Here is an 18410-nt window from a genome sequence, read left to right on the forward strand (position 1 = left end):
AGTGGATCCGTAATTTACCCATGATCGATTTACGCCACCTGCGAACCCTCCACGCGCTGCGTGAAACCGACAGCCTGCACGAGGCCGCCGAGCGCCTGCACCTGACCCAATCAGCCCTGTCGCACCAGTTCCGCGATATGGAGGAGCGCATCGGCATGCCGTTGTTCGTGCGCAAATCCAGGCCGGTGCGCTTCACCAGTGCCGGGCTGAAGCTGCTGCAGTTGGCCGATCAGGTACTGCCGCAGATCCGCAGCACCGAACGGGACCTGGGCAAACTGGCCGGGGGCTCCGCCGGGCGCTTGCACATCGCCATCGAATGCCACAGCTGCTACCAGTGGCTGATGCCTTCGGTGGATGAGTTCCGTGGCGCCTGGCCAGAGGTAGAGCTGGACCTCGCTTCCGGTTTTTCCTTCGCGCCGCTGCCGGCCCTGGAGCGCGGGGACCTGGACCTGGTGGTAACCTCCGACCCGGTGACCCTGCCGGGTATCAGCTACGTGCCGTTGTTCGGCTACGAGGCGCTGCTGGCCATCGACAACCATCACGTCATGCGCCACAAGCCTTACCTTGAGCCCGCCGATATTGCCAGCCAGACACTGATCACCTACCCGATCGAACGCAGCCGCCTGGACATCTTCACCCGCTTCCTCGACCCCGCCGACGTCGAACCCGCACAGGTGCGCACCTCTGAACTGACCGTGATGATGATGCAACTGGTGGCCTCCGGGCGCGGCGTTTGCTGCCTGCCCAACTGGGCAGTGCATGAGTACAGCTCACGCGGCTATGTCACCGCCAAGCGCCTCGGCGAACACGGCTTGCAGGCAAACCTCTACGCAGCGCTGCGCAGCGACATGCTGGAAGTACCCTACGTGAGTGATTTTCTGCTCACGGCCAAGGACATCTCCTTCACCACGCTGGCGGGTGTCAGCGTGGCTTCAGGCCCGGTCCTCTGAAAGAAAGTTGGGCAGCCGTTTCATCCCCCGCTGCCCAACCCACGCTTACACAGCCTGCGCCTGTCGGTCCGCATGGTAGGACGAGCGCACCAATGGCCCGGAAGCTACATTCCTGAAACCCATCGCCAACGCTTGCTCGGCAAACCAGGCGAACGTGTCCGGGTGGACGAAGCGCTGCACCGGCAAATGACTGCGCGAAGGTTGCAGGTACTGCCCCAAGGTCAACATGTCGACCTGATGCTCGCGCAGGCGCTGCATCACTTCGAGCACCTCGGCATCGGTTTCGCCCAGGCCAAGCATAAGCCCTGACTTGGTCGGCACCGTGGGTACACGTTGCTTGAAGCGCTCCAGCAGGTCCAGCGACCACTCGAAGTCCGAGCCCGGACGTGCCGCCTTGTACAAGCGTGGCACGGTCTCGAGGTTGTGGTTGAACACATCCGGTGGTTGCTGCTCGGTGATCGCCAGCGCCACGTCCATGCGCCCACGGTAATCCGGCACCAGGGTTTCCAGTTGGATGCCCGGCGACAATGCGCGGATCTCGCGCAGGCAATCGACAAAGTGCTGGGCACCACCGTCACGCAGGTCGTCGCGGTCTACCGAGGTGATGACCACGTATTTCAAGCGCAGGTCAGCAATGGCGATGGCCAGGTTCTTCGGCTCGTCGACGTTGAGCGGCTTGGGCCGACCATGGCCGACATCGCAGAACGGACAACGCCGGGTGCAGATGTCGCCCATGATCATGAACGTCGCCGTACCGCCAGAAAAGCACTCGCCCAGGTTCGGGCAGGCGGCTTCCTCGCACACACTGTGCAACTTGTGCTTGCGCAGCAGGGCCTTGACCCGCGCCACCTCCGGTGTAGTGGGAATCGCCACGCGGATCCAGTCGGGTTTGCGGGGTACATCTTCGGTGGGGAGGATTTTCACCGGGATACGCGCCACTTTCTCGGCACCGCGCAGTTTCACCCCGGCCTGCAGCGGCTGGGGACGCGGTGGGCTGTGTTGCAGTTGTTCGGTTGACATGGCTGGCTCCTGGCCTGCGATTCAGGTGTTGGGCTCAGGCCGGATAAACCGGGAACAACTTGCACAGTTCGCCCACCTGCCCCGCCACATGGGCCTCGACATCGGCATCACCAAGGTGGTCGAGGATGTCGCAGATCCAGGTCGCCAGGGCCCGGCATTCCGCTTCCTTGAAACCACGGGTCGTTACCGCCGGGGTGCCAATGCGCAGGCCCGACGTCACGAACGGCGACTGTGGGTCATTAGGCACGGCGTTCTTGTTCACCGTGATGTGCGCCCGGCCCAGCGCGGCGTCGGCGTCCTTGCCGGTGATGCCCTGGCGGATCAGGCTAAGCAGGAACAGGTGGTTGTCGGTGCCCCCGGAAACCACGTCGAAGCCCCGCTGCATGAAGACTTGCGCCATGGCCTGTGCGTTGTTGACGACCTGGCGCTGGTAGTCCTTGAAACCAGGTTCCAGGGCCTCCTTGAAGCACACCGCCTTGGCTGCGATCACATGCATCAGCGGCCCACCCTGCCCGCCTGGGAACACCGCCGAATTGAGCTTTTTCTCAAGCTCCGGGTCCGCCTTGGCCAGAATCAAGCCACCCCGTGGCCCGCGCAGGGTCTTGTGGGTGGTGGTGGTGACCACATCGGCATAAGGCAGCGGATTGGGGTACAGGCCTGCCGCCACCAAGCCGGCGACGTGGGCCATGTCAACGAACAGGTAGGCCCCGACCTTGTCGGCGATCTGCCGGAAACGCGGGAAGTCGAGGGTTTTCGAATAGGCCGAGAAGCCTGCCACGATCATCTTCGGCTGGTGCTCGACGGCCAGGCGCTCAACCTCGTCGTAGTCGATCAAGCCGTTGGCATCGATGCCGTATTGCACAGCGTTGTACAGCTTGCCCGAAGCCGACACCTTGGCGCCGTGGGTCAAGTGGCCGCCGTGCGCCAGGCTCATGCCCAGCAGGGTATCCCCGGCCTGCAGCAAGGCCAGGTAGACCGCAGCGTTGGCCTGCGAGCCTGAGTGCGGCTGGACGTTGGCGTAACCCGCGCCGAACAGTTGCCTGGCACGCTCGATGGCCAGTTGCTCGACCACGTCGACATGCTCGCAGCCACCGTAATAGCGCTTGCCTGGGTAGCCTTCGGCGTACTTGTTGGTCAGTTCGGTACCTTGGGCCTGCATCACCTGCGGGCTGGTGTAGTTTTCCGAGGCGATCAGCTCGATGTGGTCTTCCTGGCGTTGCACTTCGCGGCGAATGGCCTCGGACAGCGCAGGGTCGAAGTCAGACAGGGTCAGGCTTTTATGGAACATGGGGGTGATTCCTTTTGGTTAGATCGGCAAGTTCAGGCGTCTTGATAACTCGACAGCGGCGGGCAGGCGCAGGCCAGGTTGCGGTCGCCGTAGACGTTGTCCACGCGCCCCACGGGCGGCCAGTATTTGCTTTCGCGCAGGTCGGCAAGCGGGTACACCGCCAGCTCCCGGCTATAGCGGTGCGGCCATTCGCCCGCCAGCTCGCTGGCGGTATGCGGGGCGTTCTTCAATGGGTTGTCGAGTGCGTCCAGCGTGCCGTTTTCCACCGCACGGATTTCTTCGCGGATGCAGATCATCGCGGCGCAGAAGCGGTCCAGCTCCTCTTTCGACTCGCTCTCGGTCGGTTCGACCATCAGCGTGCCGGCTACCGGAAACGACATGGTCGGGGCATGGAAACCAAAATCGATCAGCCGTTTGGCTACGTCCTCGACGCCAATGCCGCTGCTGTCCTTGAGCGGGCGCAGGTCGAGGATGCATTCGTGGGCCACCAGGCCGTTGTCGCCGGTGTACAGCACCGGGTAATGCTCCTCCAGGCGCCGGGCAATGTAATTGGCACTCAGGATCGCCAGCTGCGAGGCACGCTTGAGCCCTGCCCCGCCCATCATGCGGATGTACATCCAGGTGATCGGCAGGATACTGGCGCTGCCATACGGCGCCGCACTGACCGCGCCCTGCTGCTTCTGCAAATGGCCATGCCCCGGCAGGAACGGTGCCAGATGCGCCTTGACCCCGATCGGACCAACCCCAGGGCCACCGCCCCCATGGGGAATACAAAAGGTCTTGTGCAGGTTCAGGTGCGACACGTCGCCACCGAATTTGCCCGGTGCACACAGGCCAACCATGGCATTCATGTTGGCGCCATCCAGGTAAACCTGGCCGCCGTGTGCATGAATGATGTCGCAGATGCGCGTGATGCCGTCTTCGAACACGCCGTGGGTCGAGGGATAGGTAATCATCAAGGCCGCCAGCGTGTCTGTGTGCTGCTCGGCCTTGCGCTGCAGGTCGTCGATATCGACGTTGCCACGCGCGTCGCAGTTGACCACCACCACCCGCATGCCGGCCATCTGCGCCGTGGCCGGGTTGGTGCCATGGGCTGACGATGGAATCAGGCACACATCGCGCCCCGCCTGGCCACGGCTGGCGTGGTAGGCGCGAATGGCCAGCAGGCCAGCGTACTCGCCCTGGGACCCTGCGTTGGGTTGCAGCGACATGGCGTCATAACCGGTGGCCGCACACAGCATGGCTTCGAGCTCATCGGTCAACTGGCGGTAGCCCAGCGCTTGCTCGGCCGGGGCGAACGGGTGCTGGGCGGCGAACTCGGGCCAGGTGATCGGGATCATCTCGCTGGCCGCATTGAGCTTCATGGTGCACGACCCCAAGGCAATCATGCTGCGGTCCAGGGCCAGGTCTTTGTCACCCAGGCGCCGCAGGTAGCGCATCAGCTCGGTTTCCGAGTGGTAACGGTTGAACACCGGGTGTTGCAGGAATGGCGTAGCGCGCAGCAACGCCAGCGGCAGGCAGTCGGTGCCGTCGGCCGCCAGGGCGGCGTAATCCGGCAGCGTTTGCCCGGCCACCGCAAACACCTGCCACAGCGCCTCGACGCTGTCTTGCTCACAGGTTTCATCCAGTGAAAGGCCGACCCGCACCGAGTCGATCGGACGCAGGTTCAGTCTTGCGCTTTTAGCCGCGGCAAGCACATCGGCCACTGGCCCTGCAGTCACCACGGTAAAGGTGTCGAAGAAATGCGCCTGCTCCACACGATGCCCAAGCTGACGCAGCCCCTGCACCAGGATCGTGGTCAGGCGATGCACACGCCGGGCGATCTGGCTCAAGCCCTGAGGGCCGTGATACACCGCATACATGCTGGCGATGTTGGCCAGCAGTACCTGCGCGGTGCAGATGTTGCTGGTGGCCTTCTCGCGGCGGATGTGTTGCTCGCGGGTTTGCATGGCCAGGCGCAATGCCGGCTTGCCGAAGCGGTCGATGGATACCCCGACCAGCCGGCCAGGCATGTCGCGCTTGAACGCGTCACGGGTTGCAAAATAGGCCGCATGCGGGCCGCCGAAACCCAGCGGCACACCGAAGCGCTGGGCGCTGCCGATGACCACGTCGGCACCCAGCGCTCCCGGCGGGGTCAGCAACGTCAGTGCCAGCAGGTCTGCGCACACCGAAACCAGTGCGCCATCGGCATGGGCGCGCTGGATCAAGGCACGATGATCGACAATTTCGCCGGTACTGGCCGGGTACTGCAGCAGCAGGCCGAAATAGCCGTCGAGCGGCTGGCCATCCAGGGCCGCCTCGTCACCGATGACCACGTCGATCCCCAGTGGCTGGGCACGGGTACGCAACACATCGAGGGTTTGCGGGTGGCAATGACGGGAAGCAAAAAACGCCGGCGCCTTGTTTTTTGCCAGGCGCTTGCAGAAGGTCATGGCCTCGGCGGCAGCCGTGGCTTCATCGAGCAATGAGGCGTTGGCGATTTCCATCCCGCTCAGGTCGCTGACCAGGGTCTGAAAGTTCAGCAGCGCTTCCAGGCGCCCTTGGGAGATTTCTGGCTGATAGGGCGTATACGCGGTGTACCAGGCCGGGTTTTCCAGCAGGTTGCGCAAGATCGGTGTCGGGGTATGGCAGGGGTAATAACCCTGGCCGATATGGTTGCGGTACAGCTGGTTGTTGGCAGCAACGGCCTTGAGCGCGGCCAAGGCCTCTGCTTCGCCCAGCCCTGGGGTCAGCACGAGCACATTGCTGCCCTTGATGCTGGCAGGGATGACGCTGTCGATCAGCGCGTCGAGCGATTCATGGCCGGTCAGCGCCAACATGGCCGCGATATCGTCTTCGCGCGGGCCAATGTGGCGGGCGACGAACTCATTATCGGTGCCCAGCGGGATGCGCGGTTTGTTCATGGCTGCCACCCCGGCTCAGGCGTTTTCGGCCAGGAAACGGTCATAGCCGTCCTGGTCCATCAGGCTATCGAGGTCGCCAGGGTTGCTGGCCTGGATGCGGAAGAACCAGCCGTCCTGCATTGGCGAGGCGTTGACCAGCTCTGGGTCGTCGGCCAGCGCCTGGTTGACGGCCACCACGGTGCCGGTCAAAGGCATGGTGATGTTGCTGGCGGCCTTCACCGACTCGAGCACCGCGACTTCATTGCCCTCGCCATACGCACCCGGCTCCGGCAGCTGTACGTACACCACGTCCCCCAAGGCCGCCTGGGCATAACTGGTAATACCGACGGTCAACTCGCCAGTCGCCTCCAGGCGCAGCCATTCGTGTTCGGGGGTAAAACGCAGAGTGCTCATGGATTGTCCTCTCTTGTTATTGGGTAGGCCCCTTCGCGGGGCTGCCGGATACCAGAGCAAGAGCAATGCCAATCAGTATTTATTTATATTTATCAGGTGCTTATAAACGTATCGTAGTGTTTTCGCCCCCCTGCAGCGGAGCGTATTCGCTCCACTGCCTGAGCCCTCTGCCTGCTTCTTTTGGGGCCGCCCATTGAATGCGCGCCTCACAGACAAACGGAGCGCTATCGCTCCAGCGGAGCGCATTCGCACCGAGCCGGTTACAAAGCCCGGCTGGCGATCCCGTACTTGCGCAGGCGCTGGCCGATGGCAGTGTGAGACGTCTGCAGACGCACGGCCAACTGCCGAGTCGAGGGGTAGCTCTCGTACAACTTTTCAAGCAAGGACTTTTCAAAGGCCTGAACGGCGGCTTCCAGGCTGATGATTTCGGCCCCGTCAGCCTGCTGACTGCTCAACGCGGTACCGGCCAGCTCCAGGTCATCGCAGTCGATCACCTCGCCTTCGCTGATCGCCGCGGCGCGGAAAATCACGTTCTGCAACTGGCGCACGTTACCTGACCAGCGATTGCCCAGCAGCAGCGGATGGGTCGCCAACGCCAGACGGCATGGCCCACGCTGTATCTGCGCACAGGCCTGGCGCAGAAAGTGTTCGGCCAGCAGCAGGATGTCCTTGCCCCGCTCACGCAGCGGCGGCACCTTCAGGTTGAGCACGTTCAGCCGGTAGTACAGGTCTTCGCGAAAACTGCCCTCCATCACCATGCTCTCCAGATTGCGGTGGGTGGCACAGACCACGCGCACATTCACCCGCACTTCGTTGCCGCCCCCTACCCGGCGAAAACTGCCGTCATTGAGAAAGCGCAACAGCTTGGCCTGCAAGTACGGCGACATCTCGCCCACTTCATCGAGAAACACCGTTCCGCCGTCGGCCAGTTCCAGCAGGCCTGGCTTGCCGCCACGTTGGGCGCCGGTGAAGGCACCAGCGGCATAGCCGAACAGTTCGCTTTCAGCCAGGCTTTCGGGCAGTGCCGCGCAGTTCAGCGCCAGGAAAGACGTGTCGCGCCGGGCGCTGAGCGCATGGCAAGCGCGGGCCACCAGCTCCTTGCCGGTGCCGGTCTCGCCCTGGATCAGCAAGGGTGCCTCCAGGCTCGCCACTTTGTGCAAACGTGCCTTGAGCGCCTGCAGCACCGCCGACTCCCCCAACAACGCGCCCAGCCCGTCTGCGTTGTCATGCAGCAACGAGGCCAGGCGCTCGCCGATGCGACTCGCCGGGTACAGGGTCAGCAGGCCACCGACCAGGCCATCGGCCCCGCCGCTGATGGGCGTAGCCTCCAACAGCAACGGTTGGTCCTGAAAGCTCACCTCGCACATCGGCAGGCGAAAGCCCTTGTCGATCAGGGTGCGGGCCAGGTTCGGCTCGGCAAACAATCTGTTCAACGGCTCCCCCGCCGGCTCGCGGCCCACCAGGCTGACCAGCGTCGGGTTGGCCAACAGCACATGGCCAGCGGGGTCCACAGCCAGCACCGGGTCACTCATGGCCGCCAGCAAGGCTTCCAGCTGCAGGCGCCGGCGGTGGCCAGGCAGGAAGTCGACCAGCGACACCTCCTGTACACCGTCCACACCCAACAGGGCTGCATACAGCTCATCCAGCACGGCCGGAGACAAAGTTGGGGCATCGATGTAGACGTTGGGCGGAATCATTTCCACCGCGTCCAGGTTGAGGTTGCGCGCCCCAAGCAGCGACAGGATTTCCTGAGTGATACCGACACGGTCGACGAAAGTGACGTGGATTCTCATCAAAGCTCCTTATCCAAAGCCCTGCCTGGCAGAAAGACAACAGGGGGACAGCGCAATGGCGCCGTCCCCCTTGGGCAAAACGTGAATGTGCCGATCAATCGGCGTCGAACGACAACTGCGCGGTCTCCTGTTTCTTCTGCCGAATGGAGCGGTACGCCAGCCCCAGCACGGCAAACCACACCGGTACCAGGTACAAGGCCATGCGGGTATCGGCTTCCAGGGCCAGCAACGCCAGGATGAAGGCGAAGAACGCCAGGCACACCCGGCACATGAAGGTGCCGCCCGGCATCTTGTACTTCGACGCTTGGTGCAACGGGTCACGCTGCTTGCGGTACGCCAGGTACGACAGCAGGATGATCGACCAGACGAACATGAACAGCAGCGCCGACACCGTGGTGATGAGCGTGAAGGCATCGAGCATGTTCGGCACCAGGTAGATGACCAATGCCCCACCAGTCAGGCACACGCAGGAGAAGATCAGGCCATTGGAAGGCACGGCACGGCTGGACAGTGCACTGACCTTGCCGGGCGCATCACCATCCACCGCCAGGCCATAGAGCATGCGGCTGGTGGAGAACACCCCGCTGTTGGCCGAGGACATGGCCGAGGTCAGCACCACGAAGTTGATGATGCCCGCAGCGGCGGGCAGGCCGGCCAGCACGAACAGTTCGACGAAGGGGCTCTTGTTGGCCACCACTTCGCGCCAGGGGGTCACGGCCATGATGGCGATGAGCGCCAGCACGTAGAAAACGATGATACGCACCGGAATCGAATTGATCGCCCGCGGCAGGTTGCGCTCCGGGTTCTTGGTTTCGGCCGCAGTGGTGCCAACCAGCTCGATGCCGACGAAGGCAAACACGGCGATCTGGAAGCCAGCGAAGAAGCCCATGGCGCCATGGGGGAACATCCCCCCGTCGTTCCACAGGTTGGCCAGCGCGGCCGCATGCCCGGCCGGCGACTGGTACGCTGCCGCCACCATATAGAAGCCTGTGCAGACCAGGGCGCAAATAGCCACGATCTTGATCATGGCAAACCAAAACTCCATTTCCCCGAACATCTTCACCGTCATCAGGTTCAGCGTGAGCAACAGGCCAACGCACGCCAGCGCCGGTATCCACAACGGCATGTCCGGGAACCAGAATTGGGTATAGGCAGAGATCGCAATCACGTCGGCAATACCGGTGACGATCCAGCAGAACCAGTAAGTCCAGCCCGTAAAGAAGCCTGCCCACGGCCCTAACAGGTCGGCGGAAAAATCGATGAACGACTTGTAATTCAAGTTGGACAGCAACAGCTCGCCCATTGCCCGCATGACGAAGAACAGCATGAAGCCGATGATCATGTAGACAAAGATGATGGAAGGCCCGGCAAGGCTGATGGTCTTGCCAGAGCCCATGAACAGGCCGGTGCCGATGGCACCGCCGATGGCGATCAGCTGGATATGGCGGTTGGACAGGTTGCGCTTGAGTTCGTGAGTATCGCCCTCAGGCGGGCAGTGACCGTGCGGCAAGTTATTCATTGTCATGTACCTTGCTAGTTTAATTGTTTTTATAACGTCACAAGTTCAACGCTCGAGACCGGATGAACAACTTTCAACGCCGATCGAGTGCAAGGTCGGGAGCAAGGTCTGTGCCAAGTGCAAATAGCGCTAGTTAGAGGGGGTTTATTGAGAGCACGGGTACTTCCTGTAAAGAAGTCACTCCATATATTCGTATCAATCAGGCGGTTTAACTGCCGGAGGCATCGGCAGCACTGCACTTGCCCGCCACGTATCGAAATCATTCCAATGGAGCGTATTCACTCCACAATCATCGACTGGCCTCTGTGGAAGCGGCCTTGGCCGCTCCCACGTTGACCCCATCAAGCGGATATTTAACGGATAGGCATCTCCCGCACGGGCTTGCGGCTACGCTGCTCCTCCTCCCAGCCCCCCACCAGGCCCACCGGTACATCGACCGGCGCCAGCGGCTGACGCCCGCGCACCAGGTCGGCTGCGCGCTCGGCCAGCATGATGGTCGGCGCGTTGAGGTTGCCGTTGGGCTCGCTCGGGAACACCGACGAGTCGATCACCCGCAGCCCCTGCAATCCACGCACGCGCAGCATTGAATCGACCACCGCCATCTCATCCTCACCCATACGACACGAGCCGCACGGGTGCATGGTGCTTTCCATGTTCGCGCGCACGAAGGCGTCGATTTCTTCGTCGGTCTGCACCTGCGGCCCGGGCGCCAGCTCCTCGCCACGGTAGCGGTCCATGGCCGGCTGGGCGATGATCTCGCGGGTCAGCCGTACGCACCGACGGAAACCTTCGCGGTCCTCTTCGCTCTCCAGGTAGTTGAAGCGGATTTGCGGATGCTGGTACGGGTCGGCCGACAACGCCCGCACATGGCCTCGGCTCTTGGGCTTGTTGGGCCCGGTCAGCACCATGAAACCATGGCCTTTGAACGGTTTGTCGCCGTCGTAGCGCATGGCCGCCGGCAGGAAGTGGAACTGGATGTCCGGCCAGCGCAAGCCCTTGGACGAGCGGATGAAACCGCCGGCTTCGAAGTGGTTGCTGGCCCCCAGCCCGTCCTTGAACAGCAGCCAGCGCAAGCCGATCATGGCCTTGCCCAGCAGGTTCATCTTGCCGTTGAGGGTCACCGGTTGCTTGCACGCATACTGGATGTAGATTTCCGAGTGGTCCTGCAGGTTCTCGCCCACCCCCGGCAGGTCGTGGCGCACCTCAATGCCGGCGCTTTTCAGCACCGCCGCTGGGCCGATGCCAGAGCGCTGCAGTAAATGCGGTGAGCCGATCGGGCCGGACGCCACCAGCACTTCCCGGTTGCACATGACCTTGTGCGTCTGCCCGCCATGGTCATATTCCACGCCCACCGCCCGCTTGCCATCGAGCAGGATGCGCCGGGTCATGGCATGGGTGATCACGGTCAGGTTCGGCCGGGTCATCGCCGGGCGCAGGTAGGCATTGGCGGTGGACCAGCGCACACCGTCCTTCACCGTCATGTGCATGGCACCAAAGCCTTCCTGCATGTAACCGTTGCAGTCATCGGTCTTGATGTAGCCGGCTTCGGCGCCCGCCTCGACCCAGGCACCATACAGCGGGTTCTGCATATTGTTGCCGTTGTTGGTCGACAGCGGCCCGGCGCCGCCCCGGTAGTCGTCGCCACCGAACTTGTACTGCTCGGCACGTTTGAAGTACGGCAGGCAGTTGCGGTAGCTCCAGTTCTTCGCGCCGAGGCTTTCCCACTCATCGAAATCACAGGCATGGCCGCGGATGTAGACCAGGCCATTGATCGACGACGAGCCGCCCAGCACCTTGCCCCGAGGGCAATGCAGGCGCCGGTTGTCCAGATGCGGCTCGGCCACGGTCTCGTAGTGCCAGTTGTATTTCTTGGTGTTCATCGGCAAGGAGAACGCACTGGGCATCTGGATCAGCACGCTGCGGTCGCTGCCACCGAACTCCAGTACCAGCACCGAGGTACCGGCGTCTTCGCTGAGGCGGTTGGCCAACACGCAGCCGGCAGAGCCCGCACCGATGATGATGTAGTCGTATCGCTTGGTCATTGTTCTAGTCCTGTGCGCGAAGGCCGACGGCCTCGATGTTGCGTTCGTTACGCTTTGGGTAGCCGCCCCAACCCAGGCGCGCGGCCAGCAGTCGGGTCAAGCCGTAATGCACCAGCCCGGCCAGCAGGCAGGACGGTAGCGAGGCCGTGGCGAAGGTGAAGAAGTCGGTATGGGCCAGGGTCTGCGGGTTGAACACCACCACATAGATCGCAAAGCCCGCCACCAGCGCCACCAGCGCAATGGGGTTGAAGCCTTTGCAGTAGCGCAGGGGTGACACGCTTGGTTCGGCGTAGAGCTGGCGCAGGTTCAACCGCTGCTTGCGAAGGAAGAAGTAATCGGCGATGCCAATGCCGGCCAGGGCGCTGTTGAGTGCGGAGGTCCACACCAAAAAGATGAAGAAGCCATCGTAGATACCCGGCACCAGCACCACGATCACCACCGGGATGATGCAGAACAGCGTGATCAATACCCCCCAGCCCATGCTGCGCAGCCGTTCCCCGGCCAGCTGACGCAGGCCGATCACCGCCGTGTAGAGGATGTTGACCATGCCGGTCAGGTTGGCCAGCGCCAGGAAACTCAGGGCGATGATGCCAAAGCCCATGCCACCGGCCAGGCGCATCCAGGCGGTAGGGTCGCTGCTGCCCAGGGTGGTGGCGGCGAACAGGCTGACCGACTCGCCCAGTGAAGCGGCACCGAAGATGCCCACCAGGTTGGGCCAGAAGGCGGTACGCTGGTTGCTGCACAGGCGCGACAGGTTGCCGATGTAGGGCCACCAGGAAAAGCCCGCGGCAATGTTGATTTCCACCGCGACCATGAAGTTGACGTGCGGGTTCTCGAACGGTGGCTGCAAGGGCGGCATGGCCAGCAGCTGGTCAAGGCTGTAGCGGCGCGAAATGAAGTACATCAGCGCCAGCATGATCAGGATCAGGCTGGGCGCGATCACCGCACTCAGGCGGCGGATCATGTCTGGCCCGCGCATGGCGACCAGCGCTGCCAGCACAATGGCCAGCAACGCCCCGCCGGTCACCAGCCAACCGTCGCCGCTGGGTTGGGCCTGGTGCACCAGGGTCTGCAGGTTGTCCAGCGCCCGCCCGCACATCAGCCCCAGCACCGCCAGCCAACCCATGGTCAGCACCACCACCGAGAGGAAGTAGACCAGGCGGCTGCCATTGAGGCCGAACATGCTGCGCAGGAAGGTGAACTGCTCGACACCGTACTTGCCGCAGGGCAGGCAGGTGGACGAGGCTGCCAGGACCACGCCGATGATGTTGCCGATGATGATCGCCGCAATCCCTTGCAAGGGGCCGACGAACAGCGCCGTGGCACCGCCGATCAGGAACACCCAGGTAGCCACCGCCAGCGCCGAGTTGGCGTAGGCAAAGCCCCAAAAACCCCACACCCGCTCACTGGGCAGCAAGGGGGTGTCACCACGTTCCGCACCCAGGCGAAACTCCTGCTCACGGGAAGCACTCATGGGTGGCCTCCCAGGTAGTACGCGCCAGCGATCATCACCAGCACCAGCAAAGCGAGTGCGACCACATCTGCCGCCGTCAGGGCGCCCGGCCAATGCGCCCTCCTCTCCAGTTCCTCATAGGCGCACAGGCGCCTTTCCAGGTCTTGCGCACGCTCTACATCCACTTGGCTGTTCATCGGCATCACCTCTACAGGTTCTTGTTCTTGAAATTCGATGCTTGATTGAACCCACGTCGCTCGCCAAACCTCAGCGACGCAGGCCGGCCCTGAACCTCAGGGCAAGGTGATCCACACCGCCTTGGTCTCCAGCAGAAACTCCAGTTGTTCCGCGCCCAGGTCCTTGCCGTAGCCGGACTGTTTGTAGCCACCGAACGGCATGGCCGGGTCGAGGGTACTGTGGGCATTGACGTATACGGTGCCGGCGCGAAGCTGCGGGATCAGCCCATGCACCTTGCCCAGGTCGTTGGAGTAGATCGCCGCTGCCAGGCCAAACAGCGAGTCGTTGGCAAGCTGCAGTGCCTCCTCCTGGCTGTCGAACGGCTGAGTGACCAGCACAGGGCCGAAGATCTCCTCGCTGACGATGCGCATGTCATTGCGGCAATGGGCGAAGATCGTCGGCTGCACGTAGAAGCCGTGGCCGTCGAGCAGCTCGCCACCATAGTGCACCTGCGCGCCTTCGGCCTTACCCAGGGCGATATAGTCCAGCACGCGCCGCTGCTGTTGCTGCGACACCATCGGGCTGATGAAGCAATCGGGGTCAAGCCCTGGGGCAATCTTCAACGTCGCCGTGTAGCGTGCCAACGCGTCGAGAAATGCCGGATAGACACTGCGCTCTACATACGCACGGGTACCGGCATCACACACCTGCCCAGAGTTGAAGAACACCCCATTGGCCACGGCTTGCGCCGCCGCCTCGATGTCCGCGTCGGCAAACACGATCACCGGTGACTTGCCACCCAGTTCGAGGGTAAGGCGCTTCATCTGGTCCATCGCCGTCTTGCCCACCGCACACCCCACTGGGGTAGAGCCGGTAAAGCTCAGCTTGTCGATGCCTGGGTGGCTGGACATCGCCTGGCCGACCACGCTGCCGCGCCCGGTCACGATGTTCACCACGCCATCGGGAATACCTGCCGCCTGTACCAGCTCGGCAAAGCGCAGCGCCGACAGCGAGGTCAGCTCCGCCGGTTTGACCACCACGGTGCAGCCGGTGGCCAGCGCCGCGCCCAGTTTCCAGGCCATGGTCTGCAGGGGGAAGTTCCACGGCACGATGGCGCCGACCACACCCACTGCCTCCTTGCGGGTATACGCCAGGTAGTTGCCAGGCAGCGAAGGCTCGACCGTCCGGCCGTGGATCTTGCTGGCCCAGCCGGCGAAATAGCGCAGGGTATCGACCGTGCCCTGGATGTCGACTGCGCGCGCCTGCACCACCGACTTGCCCATGTCGATGGCTTCGATCTGCGCCAATTCGTCGCCGTGGGTTTCGATCAAGTCGGCCAGGCGATGAATCAGGCGCTCGCGCTCCAGCGGCTTCAGCTGGCGCCAGGCACCACCGTCGAACTGCGCGCGCGCGGCGCACACGGCACGGTCGAGGTCATCTGCGGTGCCCATGGGGATGCGTGTCAGTACCCCTTCGGTGGAGGGCTCGATGACCTCGGCGGTACCTCCGTCGCTGGCCTCCAGCCAGGCACCGCCGATGAACATGCGCTGCGGCTTGCTGAGAAAACGCTGGGTCGCCTCGGAAACGCCAAAGGCCTGCAAGTAGGCTTTAACCTTGTTGTCCACAGTACAGTCTCCGAGTCAGCGGGCGTTGGCGCGCGCGTGGAAGATGAAGCCGATGCTGTTCATCAGCAATTGTGCGGCCAGGATCGAGGTCATGCCGGTGGGGTCGTAGGCCGGGGCCACTTCGACCAGGTCCATGCCGACGATGCGGCCATGGCTGCGCCGGGCCAGGGCCTGGATGATCTCCAGCACTTCGTAGTACAAGAATCCGCCATGGCTCGGCGTGCCAGTGCCCGGGGCGATGGACGGGTCGAAGCCGTCGATGTCGATGGTGATGTAGTAGTTGCGGCCTTCAGGAATTTTCGCCAGCACGCCCTCGCAGCCCAACCGACGTACGTCACGCACCGAAAGAATCTGCGAACCGGCGTCACGCGCGGCGTCGTAGTCGTCGCGGTTGGATGAGGACACGTTGCGGATGCCCATTTGGGTCATGCCAACGATGTGCTCCAGCTCCGATGCGCGGCGCAGCGGGCTGCCGTGGCCGTAGCGCACGCCGTGGCGCTCGTCGACGAAATCCAGGTGGGCGTCGAAATGCACGATGTGGATCGGCCCATGGCCTTCGAACGCCTTGATCACCGGGGCATGCACCGAATGGTCACCGCCCAGCACCACCGGCATCGCCCCCGCCGCAAGAATCTGCCGCACGGCCGACTCGATGTTGGCGTTACTGCTGGCCATGTCGGTGTGCACGATGTCGGCGTCGCCCACATCGACCATGCGCACCTGGTCTTCGGTCAGGTAGGTGGCGTCATCTTCGAAGTCATAGGCACCGGCATGGCCGAAGGAAAACAAGGTCGATGCCTCACGAATGCCGCGCGGCCCAAAACGCGCACCCGAACGCCACTGGGTGCCCATGTCGTTGGGTGCCCCCAAAATCGCCACATCGGCGTCGATTGCCGCCCAGTCGGTGCATACCGGCGCCTTGGCGAACGTGCAATGGCCCACGAAGGGCAGGTTCAGGCGGCCAGACTCGTAACCGTGCTTTGCCATGTTCTGCTTTCTCCACGTGTTGTTCTATGTCAGGAGACGGGGCGACTGCTCGACCACCGTTGCAGCCACTATGGCAACCAGGTTGGCGGGGAAAAATGCGCAAGTGCAGATACATACATCGCCATAGCCCGAAGTATTGGCAGGCAGCGAGTCCAGAAAATGCCAGGCATTGCAGTGGCGAGGCGCTCATGTTTAGCTTGCGCAACAAGAACAATACATGGGCGCTCATATCAGCACTGGCGATGTGAGGCTCTGCCGGGAGGCTACGGTGATCCAGCTCCACGATGTCGACCTGAAGCTGCTCAGGGTATTCACCACTATCGTCCGGTGCGGCGGCTTTTCCGCAGCGCAAGCGGCGCTCAATGCCGGGCAGTCGACCATCAGCGAACAGATGTCGCACCTGGAAACCCGCCTGGGGGTCAGGCTTTGCCAGCGCGGGCGCAGTGGCTTTCGCCTGACCGAGCAAGGGGTGGCAATCCATGAGGCAACCCTGCGCCTGCTCAGTGCCGTGGAGAGCTTTTGCCTGGACGCCGACGTGCTCAAGCAGCACATCAGCGGCAAGCTCAACCTGGGCATCATCGACTCCACCCTGACCGACCCCGTCTCGCCACTGCCGCGCACCACCCAACGCTTCGTTTCACGTGGGCATGATGCCCACCTGCACATCTACATCGGTGCCCCGGCAGAACTTGAAGAGCGCGTGCTGGACGGCAGGCTGCACCTGGCCATCGGCCATTTCCCCATGCGCGTCGCCGGGCTGTCCTACCTGCCGCTTTATGACGAGGCGCTTGGCCTGTACTGCGGCAGGCGTCACCCGCTGTTTGCCAGCAATGCGGGCAACGGCCGACTGATGGAGGACGTGCGCCAAAGCCGTATCGTGGTGCGCGGCTACATGCAGCAGTACGACCTGGAGCAGTTGGGCATCACCAAGGCCGATGCGACGGTGGAGAACATCGAGGCAGCGGCGATCCTGATCATTTCCGGGGCCTATATCGGCTTTTTGCCCGTGCACTTTGCCGAGCAATGGGTCAAGACCGGCGAAATGCGCCGCCTGGGGGCCAACACGCTGGACCTCAGCTCGCCCTTCGATGTGGCTACCCGGCGCGGTGTGTCGCGCCCGCCTATCCTGCAGGCCTTTCTGGAGGATTTGGCTGCCTGTACCGTGAGGACGGCCTCTCATCTCGACGCCGTCTAGAAATGTCTTTGAGCAATGTCTTCAGCAAATACGTAGTCACTCTGAAATGCTCATCCTCCTGACGAACCGTGCAGCAGGTTTTGGACTGATCTTTTCGTTGTTGGAATTTACGCTGTCACCGGCGCGCAGCGCACCGAGATCATGCCGGAGGCAATATCGACTGCAATGTGGAAGGTGCCCGGTTCATGCTTGGCTGAATACCGTTCAGGCGTGGCATCTGAATTGAACATGAGCAGCTTGTAGCGTGCGGCAGCGCCGCCTTGACGTAACTTGCGCAGTGCGCTGGCCTTTTTGCCTTGGAAGAACGACGGCGCGACATTGAAGGCCTCGCCAATCAGCGTTTCGCTGGGGGAGGAGGCGCGAATGTCGAAGCCGTTCTTGTCTTCATTTCCAAACTCCACCGTGTATTCGGTGAACGGGAATGTTTTTTCTCTAAGCAGGCCAGCGATGCCATTGAGGATCACCAGGTCGGACATGATTCGGTTGGCAGCTTCAAAGAGGGTGACCTGCGGGTAGGGGCCGGCCCCCACCTTATCCCGCTTGATCGAAGTCAATAGCTGAACACCGTGCTTGCCTTGAATTGACGCCCCCAGGCAATCAAGGCTCTGTTCAAACTCACTCTTGATGGCGTGTATGTTTTCGGCGTTCAGCGTTCTTATTGGTTGACGCATGGGTGTCCCTGGCAAACGAAAAATTGGAAATAGCGCCAGCCTTGCGCAAACGCTACAAAGGTGACCGCCATTATTGTGCCACCGCTGTATTCGTCAGTGCCATCCATCAGGTGTCAGGTCCATGAGCCATTACCTCCGAAGCTTGCTCCCGAGCGCTCTGGCAAGTAATACCGCCCTCTTCGCAGGTGACACCGGACAGCCTGCTCGCTGCACGCCCCAACGCGGGTCAAAACCCATAAGCGGATTCAAAGTGCCCTTTTTTGATGCACGTCTTCTTCCAGCCAGGTGTTGCTTGTTTGGGGCCGAGGCGAACACCGCCGTGTACTGGCAACCTGAAGCAGCACCTATTTGCTGTTTTCGCGCCCGTTCCACTCTATTTCGGAACGCCACAGGC

At 62.6% G+C, this 18410-nt stretch carries 14 protein-coding genes; 2 read left to right on the forward strand and 12 right to left on the reverse strand.

Translation table 11 applies throughout. The annotated features are described in order from the left end of the window. The first annotated feature begins 20 nt into the window (after positions 1–20). Positions 21–950: a LysR family transcriptional regulator gene (locus DM807_RS20285; RefSeq protein ID WP_012272714.1), complete on the forward strand. Its 930-nt coding sequence runs from the start codon at positions 21–23 to the stop codon at positions 948–950. Between the two features lie 45 nt (positions 951–995). Here the strand turns inward: DM807_RS20285 and lipA are convergent, their stop codons facing one another. The 11 genes from lipA to speB form a co-directional block, all read right to left on the reverse strand. Further along, complete coding sequence (gene lipA, locus DM807_RS20290; RefSeq protein WP_179027809.1) at positions 996–1970, reverse strand: lipoyl synthase; 975 nt, start codon at positions 1968–1970, stop codon at positions 996–998. 34 nt (positions 1971–2004) lie between these two features. Beyond that, the gene (glyA, locus tag DM807_RS20295; protein WP_012272716.1) at positions 2005–3258 is read right to left on the reverse strand and encodes a serine hydroxymethyltransferase; all 1254 of its coding nucleotides are present in this window, start codon (positions 3256–3258) and stop codon (positions 2005–2007) included. A gap of 32 nt (positions 3259–3290) precedes the next feature. After that, entirely contained in the window at positions 3291–6161 is a 2871-nt protein-coding gene (gcvP, locus tag DM807_RS20300) for an aminomethyl-transferring glycine dehydrogenase (RefSeq protein ID WP_179027810.1), read from the reverse strand. Positions 6162–6176: 15 nt separating this feature from the next. Continuing rightward, a complete protein-coding gene (gene gcvH / locus DM807_RS20305; RefSeq protein ID WP_012272718.1) occupies positions 6177–6554 on the reverse strand; it encodes a glycine cleavage system protein GcvH in 378 nt (125 codons plus the stop codon). A 260-nt stretch (positions 6555–6814) separates the two neighbouring features. Then, positions 6815–8347 (reverse strand): sigma-54-dependent transcriptional regulator, encoded by a 1533-nt coding sequence (locus tag DM807_RS20310; protein WP_060515290.1) that lies wholly within the window; start codon positions 8345–8347, stop codon positions 6815–6817. A gap of 94 nt (positions 8348–8441) precedes the next feature. Next, positions 8442–9866 (reverse strand): D-serine/D-alanine/glycine transporter, encoded by a 1425-nt coding sequence (gene cycA, locus DM807_RS20315; protein WP_179027811.1) that lies wholly within the window; start codon positions 9864–9866, stop codon positions 8442–8444. Positions 9867–10219: 353 nt separating this feature from the next. Then, positions 10220–11908, reverse strand: a complete 1689-nt coding sequence (gene betA, locus DM807_RS20320; RefSeq protein ID WP_012272721.1) for a choline dehydrogenase — start codon at positions 11906–11908, stop codon at positions 10220–10222. A gap of 4 nt (positions 11909–11912) precedes the next feature. Further along, entirely contained in the window at positions 11913–13382 is a 1470-nt protein-coding gene (locus DM807_RS20325; RefSeq protein WP_179027812.1) for a cytosine permease, read from the reverse strand. Further along, positions 13379–13558 carry a hypothetical protein gene (locus DM807_RS20330; RefSeq protein ID WP_012272723.1) on the reverse strand — a complete coding sequence of 60 codons (180 nt, stop codon included), beginning with the start codon at positions 13556–13558 and terminating at the stop codon, positions 13379–13381. Before DM807_RS20330 ends, DM807_RS20325 begins: the two co-directional genes overlap by 4 nt. A 96-nt stretch (positions 13559–13654) precedes the next feature. Next, complete coding sequence (locus DM807_RS20335) at positions 13655–15163, reverse strand: aldehyde dehydrogenase family protein (RefSeq protein WP_179027813.1); 1509 nt, start codon at positions 15161–15163, stop codon at positions 13655–13657. A 15-nt stretch (positions 15164–15178) separates the two neighbouring features. Further along, positions 15179–16150, reverse strand: coding sequence for an agmatinase (gene speB, locus DM807_RS20340; protein WP_012272725.1), 972 nt, complete (start codon positions 16148–16150; stop codon positions 15179–15181). A 268-nt stretch (positions 16151–16418) separates the two neighbouring features. Here speB and DM807_RS20345 point away from each other — a divergent pair, with 268 nt between their 5' ends. Beyond that, positions 16419–17345 carry a LysR family transcriptional regulator gene (locus DM807_RS20345; RefSeq protein WP_060515297.1) on the forward strand — a complete coding sequence of 309 codons (927 nt, stop codon included), beginning with the start codon at positions 16419–16421 and terminating at the stop codon, positions 17343–17345. 107 nt (positions 17346–17452) lie between these two features. Here DM807_RS20345 and DM807_RS20350 read toward each other — a convergent pair whose 3' ends face one another. Then, positions 17453–18016, reverse strand: coding sequence for a hypothetical protein (locus DM807_RS20350; protein WP_012272727.1), 564 nt, complete (start codon positions 18014–18016; stop codon positions 17453–17455). Positions 18017–18410: the final 394 nt, after the last annotated feature.

It is taken from the genome of Pseudomonas hunanensis (assembly GCF_013393325.1).
Classification (GTDB): Bacteria; Pseudomonadota; Gammaproteobacteria; order Pseudomonadales; family Pseudomonadaceae; genus Aquipseudomonas; species Aquipseudomonas putida_P.

Coding starts and splice junctions, on each gene's coding strand:
- DM807_RS20285 (WP_012272714.1), top strand. CDS start 21: ATGATCGATTTACGCCACCTGCGAACCCTCCACGCGCTGCGTGAAACC.
- lipA (WP_179027809.1), bottom strand. CDS start 1,970: ATGTCAACCGAACAACTGCAACACAGCCCACCGCGTCCCCAGCCGCTG.
- glyA (WP_012272716.1), bottom strand. CDS start 3,258: ATGTTCCATAAAAGCCTGACCCTGTCTGACTTCGACCCTGCGCTGTCC.
- gcvP (WP_179027810.1), bottom strand. CDS start 6,161: ATGAACAAACCGCGCATCCCGCTGGGCACCGATAATGAGTTCGTCGCC.
- gcvH (WP_012272718.1), bottom strand. CDS start 6,554: ATGAGCACTCTGCGTTTTACCCCCGAACACGAATGGCTGCGCCTGGAG.
- DM807_RS20310 (WP_060515290.1), bottom strand. CDS start 8,347: ATGAGAATCCACGTCACTTTCGTCGACCGTGTCGGTATCACTCAGGAA.
- cycA (WP_179027811.1), bottom strand. CDS start 9,866: ATGAATAACTTGCCGCACGGTCACTGCCCGCCTGAGGGCGATACTCAC.
- betA (WP_012272721.1), bottom strand. CDS start 11,908: ATGACCAAGCGATACGACTACATCATCATCGGTGCGGGCTCTGCCGGC.
- DM807_RS20325 (WP_179027812.1), bottom strand. CDS start 13,382: ATGAGTGCTTCCCGTGAGCAGGAGTTTCGCCTGGGTGCGGAACGTGGT.
- DM807_RS20330 (WP_012272723.1), bottom strand. CDS start 13,558: ATGAACAGCCAAGTGGATGTAGAGCGTGCGCAAGACCTGGAAAGGCGC.
- speB (WP_012272725.1), bottom strand. CDS start 16,150: ATGGCAAAGCACGGTTACGAGTCTGGCCGCCTGAACCTGCCCTTCGTG.
- DM807_RS20350 (WP_012272727.1), bottom strand. CDS start 18,016: ATGCGTCAACCAATAAGAACGCTGAACGCCGAAAACATACACGCCATC.